The sequence below is a fragment of the Ruegeria sp. S84 genome, assembly GCF_056583445.1.
This window is the reverse complement of record NZ_CM152618.1, coordinates 1,541,112-1,551,730: the sequence shown is the minus strand read 5'-3', so window position 1 is coordinate 1,551,730 and position 10,619 is coordinate 1,541,112. Positions and strand designations below refer to the sequence as shown.

Here is a 10,619-nt window from a genome sequence, read left to right as displayed (position 1 = left end):
TTGCAGGCTGGTCAGGGCAGGCTGAGCTTTGCCATCCGTCCGCCATCGATCGTGTAAATTTGACCGGTGACAAAACCCGCTTCCTTGGCTGCCAAGAACGCGACCAGTGCGGCGACTTCTTTCGGGTCGCCGGTGCGGCCAACGGGATGAATGCGGGCGATATCCCGGCGGAATGCGCCGGGGTCGTTCATGCTCTCGATGAAATCGATGTTGAGGTCTGTGTCGATCCAGCCCGGTGCCACTGCATTGCAGCGAATGCCTTCTGCTCCGTGGTCCACGGCAACCGCGCGGGTCAGCCCATGCAGCCCGGCCTTAGAGGCGCAGTAGGCGGCATGGCCGGGGTTGCTGCCCAACCCCTCGACCGAGCCGATATTGACGATGCTGCCCTTGGTTTTGCGCAGATGTGGCAGTGCAGCCTGGATCAGCAGGAACGGGGCGGTCAGGTTGACCATGAGGTTGCGTTGCCAATCTTCAAGCGGCATGTCGTTGACGGAGGCCTCCTGCATCATGCCTGCATTGTTGATCAGTACGTCCAACTGGCCCGCGCTGCCCACGACCTGCTTGACGATCTGCGCCGGGCATTCCGGGTTTGCAAAATCCGCCGGGATAGAGGGGAACTCATCATCTTTACCGCGCTGCGCAGTGTAGACATTAGCCCCTTCTACGCGCAGCCGCCGGGCGATGGCTTGTCCGATGCCACTGCGGCCACCGGTCACGAGCGCTGTTTTTCCTGCAAATCTTTTCATTGTACCGGCTTGCCCCCATTCACTTCGACCAGAGCACCACACATGTAGCGCGCCGAATCCGAGGCGAGAAAAAGGATCACTTCGGCTATATCTTCGGGTTCGGCGATACGCCCTAAAGGCACCGACTTCCCAAGCTCGGCAATCGCCGTATCAGGATCGAACCCACGTTTGGCAAAGCCCGAACGCAGCATCGGTGTGTTCACCTCGTTCGGGCAAACGGCGTTGATGCGGATGCCCTGATTGGCGTGATCGTGCCCCATGCATTGGGTGAGGCTGGCAATGGCCGCTTTGGTCATGCAGTACACCGCATGATCCGGGCCAGGTCGAAGGCCCCAGCACGAGGCAGTGTTCACAATAGCACCGCCACCCGCCGCCGCCATGATTGGAATCGCAGCGCGGCAGATACGGAAAGGGGCCTCGACATTCACTCCGACGGAAAGGGCCCAATCCTCATCGGATGTTTCAGTCACCGGGCCGCGGGTGATCACGCCTGCATTGTTGATCACGATATCAAGACCAACCAGCGCCTGATGCGCGGCCAAGGCCAGCCCGTCGCAATAGTCGGGATCGCGCAGATCGCCGGGCAGATGCGCCTCGGCTTCAAGGCTGCCCACATCGCGGTCAGCAACAGCCACACGCGCGCCTTCGGCCCGCAGCTGGCTGACGATGGCGGCCCCGATCCCGCCCGACGCCCCTGTGACGAGTGCGGTTTTTTCAGCGAACCTCATTCGTGTACCTCCCCGGGATTTAGTAGGACTGGTTCAGCTCATCCGCAGCCGGTATTTCACGCTCGCGCCGGGCGATGTAATCCAGCAGCTCTTCGTTCTTGGCGATATCGAGCGTTGGTTCCTGATACTCGGCCAGCAGCTTGTGGGCGTGTTTCAGGGCGCGTTCGGTGATTTCAACACAACCCTCAGCCTGCCATTGTTCGATCGAGTTGTTGTCGAACATATCCGGCATGAAGAATGCGCTCTGGAAATTGTCCTGCGTATGCGGATGCCCAAGGTAATGCCCGCCCGGACCGATATCACCGACTGCCGAAACGGCCTGATCGAAATCGCCCCATTTCGGGCCCTCGGCCATGCGATAGGCCATGGCGCATTGTTCTGCGTCAACGATGAACTTGGCGGTCGAGCAGTGCATCCCGGCCTCGTTCCAGCCCGCCGAATGCCAGATGTAGTTGGCGCCGGAATGGATCACGGCCTGCAGAGTGGTTGCGGATTCATAGCCTGCCTGCGCGTCGAACGTCTTGGCTCCGCCCAGAGTGTTTGAGGTACGCCAAGGCACTTCGTAATACCGGGCCATCTGTCCAATCATGAAGTTCATCAGACTGATCTCGGGCGTGCCTGCCATCGGCGCGCCGGATTTCATCGAGACGGTCGACAGGTAGTGCCCGTAGATCGCGGGCGCGCCCTTGCGGATCACCTGCGTATAGGCCAGCGCGCTGAGCGCCTCGGCATTCAGTTGCGCCACGGTCGCCGGAACGCTGGCAGGCGTATTGGCCCCGCCCAGAACGAAGGGCGAGCACAACACCGGCTGCTTTCGGCGACAGAAGGCACGCATCGCGCCCAGCATGGTTTCATCCCAAACCAGCGGCGAATTGCCGTTGCAATTGCCAGTGGTGACCGGGTGATCTTCAAGGAAATCCTCGCCGAACAGGATGGCACACATCTCCATGACATCTTCGGCATTCTTGGGGCTGGTGGTCATGCCCATGAAGGTTTTGTCAGAGTGCTTCATTGACGAATAGGTAATCCGCAGATGCCGCTGACTGATCGGGTGATCATAGGGCTCCACGATGTGATGGGCCGAGGAATGCAGCGCGGGCAACATATGGCTGAGCTTGTGGAACATCGCCAGATCGTCCAGCGTCGGGTTGCGGCGCACATCTTCCAGATCGCGCAGGAAGGGCGCACCGGTCATCGGCACGAAGATCGAGTGTTTACCGCCCAGCCGCACGTTCTTTTTCGGATCGCGCGCGTGGTAGGTGAAATCTGACGGAATGGTCGCGATCAACTCGCGCACCAGACCACGATCCAGATAGACGAGCTCGCCTTCTACCTTGGCACCAGCCTTCTTCCAGTCTTCCAGCGCGATGGGGTCACGGAACTGGACACCCACGTTTTCCAGAATATCCATCGAGGCCGCATCAATGCGTTCAACCTGTGCGCCGTCCATCACTTTGCATAACGGAATGCCGCGGGTCAGCCCCGGCAGCATCTCGAAGTTTGGAGCGGTGCGCATGGCGCGCCGGGCTGAGCGCCCTCCGGTACGTGTGGCTGTGGCAGTTCTGGTCATATGGTGCCTCCTTCCTGTTCAGAGTGGAACGGAAAGGGTGAGGTCCACATGCAGGAATGCGAAAGACTGTTGCGAAATGCGACGCCGAAATATCACAAGTGTAAATAACCACTCGAAGTCAGCCCATAGAGTAGTATTGTTAGTCTTACGCCCATTTGGGTTTCAGTACCATCAGACAAAAACGATTCCGAAAATGCCTTTGTCAGGACATTCGTGTATGACATTGCTCAATGTCTGCTCAGCGGACAAAGCTACCCTTCACTTGTTTGGTTTCAATGAACACTCGCAACCAAATGCGGACATACCCGATCCGCAGTTTGTACAGGGAGCAACTATGGCCGCTTAGGTAAACTAACGTTGGGCATGCGATGAAGTCGGCTTTTTTTCGCAACCTATTCTGCGCGGTTGCACCTGCATCCGGTCAATTTGCGCGCTTCGCAATCGACTAGTGCCTTGAGCCGATCTACCACCTCAACGACATCGAGGTAAATCGCTTTAGAACCCACTTAAACGTTCTATGAGCCAGTACATCGATACCGACCCGATGCCATAAGCGGCAATCACAGTCGCCCTTTGGCTAACTGGACGTGCCATCAATCGCCAGATCGCGACAAGAAGTGCCAAAGCTCCGACAAAGCTCAACTGACCAGCTTCGACGCCTAGGTTGAAGGCAAACAAGGCTGCAGGAATATCGTTGGAGGGAAGTCCTATCTCGGACAAAGCGCCTGCAAAACCAAGGCCGTGCAAAAGCCCAAATCCGAAACAAACGATCCAGGGCTTTTGTTTTGAAAGTCGAAAACGCCCGTCACCGCCCTTAACAATTTCCATTGCCAAAAAAACGATAGAAAGCGCAATGACGGCCTCGACCGGCGGGCCGGGGACATTCAGAAATCCCAGCGTTGCCAGTGCCAGTGTTATTGAATGTGCCAAGGTGAATGCCGTGATTGCTCCCGCCAGTCTCCACGGATCAGGGACCAAAACAAACAGTGCAAAGACAAACAGCAGGTGATCCCAGCCTTCTAGTATGTGTTCATAACCCAACTGAAAATAGGCTATGAAAACAGACCATGTTGTCTGTTCAAAAGGTATGTTTTGGATGGCAGCATCCGGGGTGAAACGAAGCGTGGCAGGCTCGGAGTGCAGAGGATGCACACGGACCAAAACGTCGTTCTTTTGTGCCGCCAGTCCGTCGACCTCGATGGATTGGCCCGCGATCTCAGCACGGCATTCGACAACCCAGGAAGAAACCCACGCTCGCCCATCGGAGATTGGGTCAGGGCCGTGTGAGGGTGTACAGCCATCCGGTAACACCGCATCAATCGCCATTGGTTGACCATAAACATCTGGTTTTCGCCAATGAACACTCCAAGTGTCCGTAGTGATTTGTCGAATTTCCAAGTATCCCGGATCAAGCGCATGCGCGTTGGCGTATCCCGTGGGCCACGTGAACAACAGAGCAAACATCAAGCCGAAGATGAAGTTCATTTGACCTGACCTGTGAGATCGGGTGCTGTGATCTCATAATTGTCGGCAAGAGCCTCGTATTGCGCCTGCGCCAAATCTTCGCTCATGGCGCGACGCCAATCACGAAGCACCACACTGTGGATCTCTTGCAAGCGAGGTATCCGGCTTGGTTCAATGGCAAGCACTTTCACCAGATGGATGCCGTAACCTGATTGGACCGGCCCCATCCACTGACCTTTTTCGAGATTGGAGAGACCATTGGAAAATCCGGTTCCAAAGACCGAGTCGATTACCCGTGTCGCGGTTAGGGGCATTGATGCAGGCAGTAGTGTCGCGCTTTCCAAGCCGGAAGTCTCCTGTTCCGCACGCAAGGCGGCCAGTGCCCTTTCAATCTCGGTCTCACTTGGTCCTTCACCAAGAAAAACTTGAGTGAACGCGACCTTATTGGGTGTCGCGTAGCGGTCCGTGTTTTGTTGGAGAAAAGCCTCTAGATCTTCGTCTTCTGGAATAACTGAAGCGGCGATGGCTTCGGTCAGAAAATCCATCTTTTGGCTCAGCCGCGACCTGATCACGCTATCTCCGCGTTCCAAGCCAAGCTTTCTTGCTTCCCTAACTAAAACTTCTTCGCGAATTGAAGCGTCGACCAACGCTTGTAGCTCAGAACCGCTTGGCTGGCGTTTCCACCTCGCTTCGAACTGTGAAGCTAACAGCGCGGCATCACTTTCGCTTATCGCTATCGTCTCCGGATCTGCAGCGGCGTCGTTATCTGGTGATATTATGTGGAACCAAATGAATATGGCAGCTCCGATCAAGAAGAAATGGAACAGAGGTTCTTTCACTATTCGCATGAAGGCTCCTGCGTGAAACGCGATACGGCATTATGTTTTATGCTGGCATCAGGCAGTTGAATAACACAAGGAATTGCAACTCAAGGTGCGCCGCTTATCATAAGAGCGTCCCGAGTTAGTGATTGCGATCTGGGTCCCCAAATCTGCACGAAGTAAGGTCACTCTGCCGGCGTGTACCAAATCGGCGAGGAATACGCGCGCTCCTGATGCGTAAGTACCGCATCTTCCGGCAGCTCCGCACCAAACCTCAGTTTGTCGTACAACACCCAGCGTGGGGTTGGGATTTCGAGCGCACGTACGTAATAGAATGCCCGCGCATTTGGATCGAAATCAGGATCAGACCAAACGGTTACCAGTTCGGCGGTTCCAATTGTATTGGTCCAGCTGGCGGTTTCCAGATCCACGGTATTCCCAACCGCAGGGATCTTGCCGTTTTGATCGGCAACACGGTTGTCCGACCATGCCACGTCATAGACGTTTTCCTGCAAAGCACCTTCGGAATCGAGCCATCCCTTTATCACCTGTACACGATCCAGGTTGGCCCCGACCGGGTCGCGCAGAGCAGCGATCAGGAATGTGGGCGGACCTTCACCCTCGCGAGGTCGCAGATCCGAACCCATTGGAACACCTTTTGTGTAGCCCACATCCGCAAGGAAGCGAGTTTCAACATCAGCGTCATCGAAATCCCATCCGCCAAAGAACCGTAGACCAATCCGCGGTCCAGTGCTCGCGTAGGTTTCGCGCCGCTTGAACGCATCGAAGATCGCAGCGCGGGTATTGTCGGTCGCCCAAACGGCCGTGTACCCGGAAGCTACAAGGAGGTCGCCAGGAATTTCGCCAAGATCGTTGGCGATGAAAGGATGCTTTATTCTCGTGGCCGAAGGTTCAACGCTGACGGATTTTCCGAAGAAGTTGTCTTCCTCAGCAGTTGCCAGAGACGTATGGCTGTCCGTCGCGCCACCCATGCCAAACTTATATGGGTTCACGCCGAACTTATCTTCCAACAACAAACCGCGCTTCAAGGCTTCTCGGGCGTACTCGCCGGCCAGCATGTCATCAGTTTTCAGCTCGGTTATGTCGAGGTTGCCAACGTCCCAGTTTTCGTAATCCGCGAATTCGTCGTCGGGGCTCAGATAGGGGTGCGCTTCGCCATCGCCCTTGATCTGAGTGACTTCGTAATGGGGTTCCCATTTTGCGCGGGCAGCCACATATTCCTCGTCGACCTTGCCACCGTGATAGGTGTCTTCGGTCGGGAACATCCATCCGTTCGACAGGTTGCCATTATGGGCGAAAGCTACCGCGCGACCACCCGTTTTTTCTTGATAGTCATCTAGCCATGAATACAGCGTTCTTGGGTCGGTATCACCAAAGGGCGGTTGCGTGACTGGCGGCACCATCTGAAGCGCCCTGATGGGCCCATCGCGCAGCATAACATTCCGGTGCAGGTTGAAGCCCTTGGGTACGGAAGTCCACTCGAACCCTATGAACGCCGTGAAATTGCCGGGGTCGTTATGTTCTTCCGCAGCCAGAACGATTTGCTCCCATGTAAAAGCAAAAGCGTCAGCACCCGGGCTGTAGGAGTCCAGAAGGACTTCTGGCAGGGTCATTTGCGAGAAATTGGTAATGATATCGAACGCCGCTTTGCCGGCCTCTTCGCCGCCTGCCTTGTAACCTTCGTACCATTCCAAACCTTTCGGATCGGCAAGAACGCCTGGCTTGCCAGCCTGAAGGTCAGGGGCGAATCCCATTAGGTCAGTGTGATCCGTAAGAACCATCCAGTCCAGAGGCCGGGCCAGTCTTACCGGTTGACCCGTTGAAGAAGTAACCTGTTCACCTTTTGCAAAGCGCCATGCTTCATCAGGCAACAGAGTGTTCCCAAAAGCACCTGCGTCCAGCGAAAGCCCGGTGTGAAGATGCGTGTCTCCCCACAGCGGTCGCTCGGGGAAAGTGCGCTCGGCATACGGAGAATACGGTTGATCTGAGAACAAGCCTGCCGCGGCTTCTTCACTTGGAACAGCATCTGCAAGGACAGTCGATGATGCCAGCCCTAGTGAGATAGAACAAACAAAAGCTCGAAGCATATGGAACTCCTAAATCAAGATAGCGCGGTGGTGCCGATGATCTGCAACTCAAGAATTAATATTCCTATTTCTCTATATAACATCAATTTTCCGTTTGTGGGGATATTCCGCTCTTGGCATTGTCACGATGGTACACTTAGGAGTTTGTCTGAAGAAGTTGGTCTAACAATAACTCCATAAGCCATCTCCTAGATTGTTGTGCTCAACATCGAGAAAGGAAGCTTTAGAGAAATTGCGACTCAGCACCGTTTGGATTGGCGAATGCCCATCGTCTGCCTGTATACAATTTGCAAAGTTGGCATTGCGGCGATGAGATGACATCCCGGGCTATCGCGACATGGATCATTATAGGCTCGAAGCGGAATCTCGCAGGATGTAGGCCAAAGTTGTTGCAGTTCGAGTTACTCGACGTGCAACATCTGCCATTTATCGCTGGTGCCCGCAGGTGGCCGTCCGATTGTATCAACCCAATTGAACCAGCGCGTGGCGTTTCTTGCCCGCGCTGAGTTTGATGGGCGAGGACAGTGCGCTTGCGTCGATCATCAGGCCCGTATCAGTCAGCGGAGCATCGTCCAGTTTGGCGCCGTTTTCGGCGATCAGGCGTTTGGCTTCTTTGCCGGATTTGGCGAGGCCGGATTTGACGATCAGCTGCACGATGGACATGCCGTCGCCCAGCTCTGATGCGCTGAGGGTCAGGGTCGGGAGGTCTCCGCCAACGCCGCCCTTTTCGAACACCTCGCGCGCGGTCGCCTCGGCGGTTGCAGCGGCTTCTGCACCGTGCAGCAGAGTTGTGACTTCGTTGGCGAGGCGAATTTTGGCCTCGTTGATCTCGGACCCTTGCAGCGCGGCCATGCGGTCGCATTCGTCCACCGGAAGCTCGGTGAAGATTTTCAGGAACCGGCCCACATCGGCGTCGGTCGTGTTGCGCCAGAACTGCCAGAACTCATAGGCGCTCAGCATGTCGCCGTTCAACCAAACCGCACCGCCCTGTGATTTGCCCATCTTGCGGCCATCGCTGGTGGTCAGCAGGGGGGTCGTGAGGCCATAGATCTCGTGATCCAGCACCCGGCGGGTTAGGTCGATGCCGTTGACGATGTTGCCCCATTGGTCCGAGCCGCCCATCTGCAGAACGCAGTTATATCGGCGGTTCAGTTCGAGGAAGTCATAAGCCTGCAGGATCATGTAGTTGAATTCGAGAAAGCTCAGCGACTGTTCACGATCCAACCGCGATTTCACCGATTCAAAGCTGAGCATCCGGTTGACCGAGAAATGCCGCCCAATATCGCGCAGGAAATCGAGGTAGTTCAGGCTATCCAGCCATTCGGCATTGTTCAGCATCAACGCGCCGGTCTCGCTGTCATCGTAAGACAGGTATTTCGAGAACACCTGCTTCATGCCTGCGATATTGGCGTCGATCTGTTCAGGGCCCAGCAGGGGCCGTTCGTCTGACCGGAACGAGGGGTCGCCCACCTTGGTGGTGCCGCCACCCATCAGGGTGATCGGTTTGTGTCCAGTCTTTTGCAGCCAGCGCAGCACCATAATGTTCATCAGGTGACCCACGTGCAGCGACTGTGCGGTGGCGTCATAGCCGATATAAGCCGTCTGCACCCCAGAAATCAGAGCGTCGTCAAGGCCTTGATAATCGGTGCAGTCGGCGAGAAAGCCGCGCTCGATCATCGTGGCGATGAAATCCGATTTGGGGTGGTAGGTCATGACGCTCAACAGGCCTTGTGTTCTGGCCCTCTCTGCAAGGGCTGGTGTAAGTCTTAGGTCAGTAATTTCAAAACCAGACCCGCTAGGTCGCACGACGGAAGTTACATTCATGCGACTGGCTTTCTAATTCCCTAAGTCTCGCGGAATGTCCAGTCATTGGCGAGCAAGTGCAGTCCGCACTGAAAGAATCTTGCGGATGAGCTTTATGAGGGAAACGCGAAGAAACAACGCATAACGAAACACAGAATATCGCGTCAGTCATTGAAGCGTACCAAGTCCTGCCGGATAACCTCTGGTTCTAGCGTGCAGTGTGTCTGGCCAGAAGCGGCTTTTCATTCTTGATGTGGCGTTCAATCAGTTGCTTTTGCAGCTTCCCGGATGGGATCGGGCAGGCGGGCTTGGGGGCAAATTCCAGTTCTGCTATCTCGGGGAATATGCTCAGGATTTCTATTCGTGCTTCTGCACTGATGGCCTTGAGCACTTCCGGTCCGGTAAACAGGCTTTCCGATGGTGCGCCTTCGGCATAGACTACCTCGTGCTGTCCAAAAAGAAGGTGAAAATACTCGACGCTCTGGGCATCCTGGTCGATGAAAATACCGGGCAGCGAAGTCAGATTGACGGCGGGTACCAGAACTTCGGAAGTCCTGAACATCCGCTCGACAATCTTTGAAGACACCAGCATCCGGTGCTGCCGGGACACCACAAGATCACGCTGAGGCAAGCCCAGACCTAACGCTCCGGCGCTGATACGAACCGGGCGCAGTTTGGGGTTTGCGGCCAGTTCCGGGGCAGATATCGTACGGCGAAACACCCGCAGCAGGGTGGCAAATCCGGGCCCATCACCTGTGGGATCAAACACTTCGATCTCATCGCTGGCTTTCAGATCCTCGACCGCCTTATGACCACCCCTTACCCGAATATTCGTGCCACTGGTGAAACAGGGAACAAAGTCGTCAACGGGCAGATTTACGACTGGACTGGCGAAGGCACCGTCACCCAGCGCCGTGATCGTCAGTGTTGTGTTGAGCGGGGGGACATCCCCCAAAAAGCCGATGAAGAATCCTTGCTCGGCTCCGCCGCCAAACGCGCCGTTGCCGCTGGAATCATAGTCGAAAACGCCAATCGTGTAGGTATTGGTGCCATCCGTGACTATGTAATTGTAGTCCCAGGCAATTGCATTCCCCAGATAGGTTTGCGTGGGGTCGTCTGGGAATTCGTTGTTTACACCGTCTCCCTCGATGGTGTTGGGGTCAACACCATCAGTAATTTCGATCGTATTGTACGCGGAGATCTGAAATGTCGTTCCAACGCCGCCGAATTGGGCCTGGTTCGTGGTCAGAGTCGTGTCCGTCCGAAATGCACCGTATATGTTTGGCATAAACCCTGTTCAGGCCAATTCACTGCCGCTTTTTACTAAGCGGTATGAACCTACTCACCCGTCCTCAATTTGTTGTCTGTGCTTTGCTGCA

Annotated in this window: 8 protein-coding genes; all 8 read right to left on the bottom strand. The window is 55.6% G+C overall.

The window, feature by feature from the left end; genetic code table 11:
* Positions 1-11 precede the first annotated feature (11 nt).
* The gene (locus tag AC1DFB_RS07820; RefSeq protein WP_480922457.1) at positions 12-746 is read right to left on the bottom strand and encodes an SDR family NAD(P)-dependent oxidoreductase; all 735 of its coding nucleotides are present in this window, start codon (positions 744-746) and stop codon (positions 12-14) included.
* Positions 743-1,474 carry an SDR family NAD(P)-dependent oxidoreductase gene (locus AC1DFB_RS07815; protein ID WP_480922456.1) on the bottom strand — a complete coding sequence of 244 codons (732 nt, stop codon included), beginning with the start codon at positions 1,472-1,474 and terminating at the stop codon, positions 743-745. The genes AC1DFB_RS07820 and AC1DFB_RS07815 overlap by 4 nt, the downstream gene beginning before the upstream one ends.
* A gap of 19 nt (positions 1,475-1,493) precedes the next feature.
* Entirely contained in the window at positions 1,494-3,044 is a 1,551-nt protein-coding gene (locus AC1DFB_RS07810; protein ID WP_480922455.1) for a trimethylamine methyltransferase family protein, read from the bottom strand.
* 495 nt (positions 3,045-3,539) lie between these two features.
* The gene (locus AC1DFB_RS07805) at positions 3,540-4,529 is read right to left on the bottom strand and encodes a HupE/UreJ family protein (RefSeq protein WP_480922454.1); all 990 of its coding nucleotides are present in this window, start codon (positions 4,527-4,529) and stop codon (positions 3,540-3,542) included.
* Entirely contained in the window at positions 4,526-5,356 is an 831-nt protein-coding gene (locus tag AC1DFB_RS07800) for a peptidyl-prolyl cis-trans isomerase (protein WP_480886938.1), read from the bottom strand. Before AC1DFB_RS07800 ends, AC1DFB_RS07805 begins: the two co-directional genes overlap by 4 nt.
* A gap of 158 nt (positions 5,357-5,514) precedes the next feature.
* The gene (locus AC1DFB_RS07795) at positions 5,515-7,437 is read right to left on the bottom strand and encodes a DUF3604 domain-containing protein (RefSeq protein ID WP_223117011.1); all 1,923 of its coding nucleotides are present in this window, start codon (positions 7,435-7,437) and stop codon (positions 5,515-5,517) included.
* Positions 7,438-7,899: 462 nt separating this feature from the next.
* Complete coding sequence (gene tyrS / locus AC1DFB_RS07790; protein ID WP_480922596.1) at positions 7,900-9,150, bottom strand: tyrosine--tRNA ligase; 1,251 nt, start codon at positions 9,148-9,150, stop codon at positions 7,900-7,902.
* A gap of 298 nt (positions 9,151-9,448) precedes the next feature.
* Positions 9,449-10,528 (bottom strand): Hint domain-containing protein, encoded by a 1,080-nt coding sequence (locus tag AC1DFB_RS07785; protein ID WP_170800582.1) that lies wholly within the window; start codon positions 10,526-10,528, stop codon positions 9,449-9,451.
* Positions 10,529-10,619 lie beyond the last annotated feature (91 nt).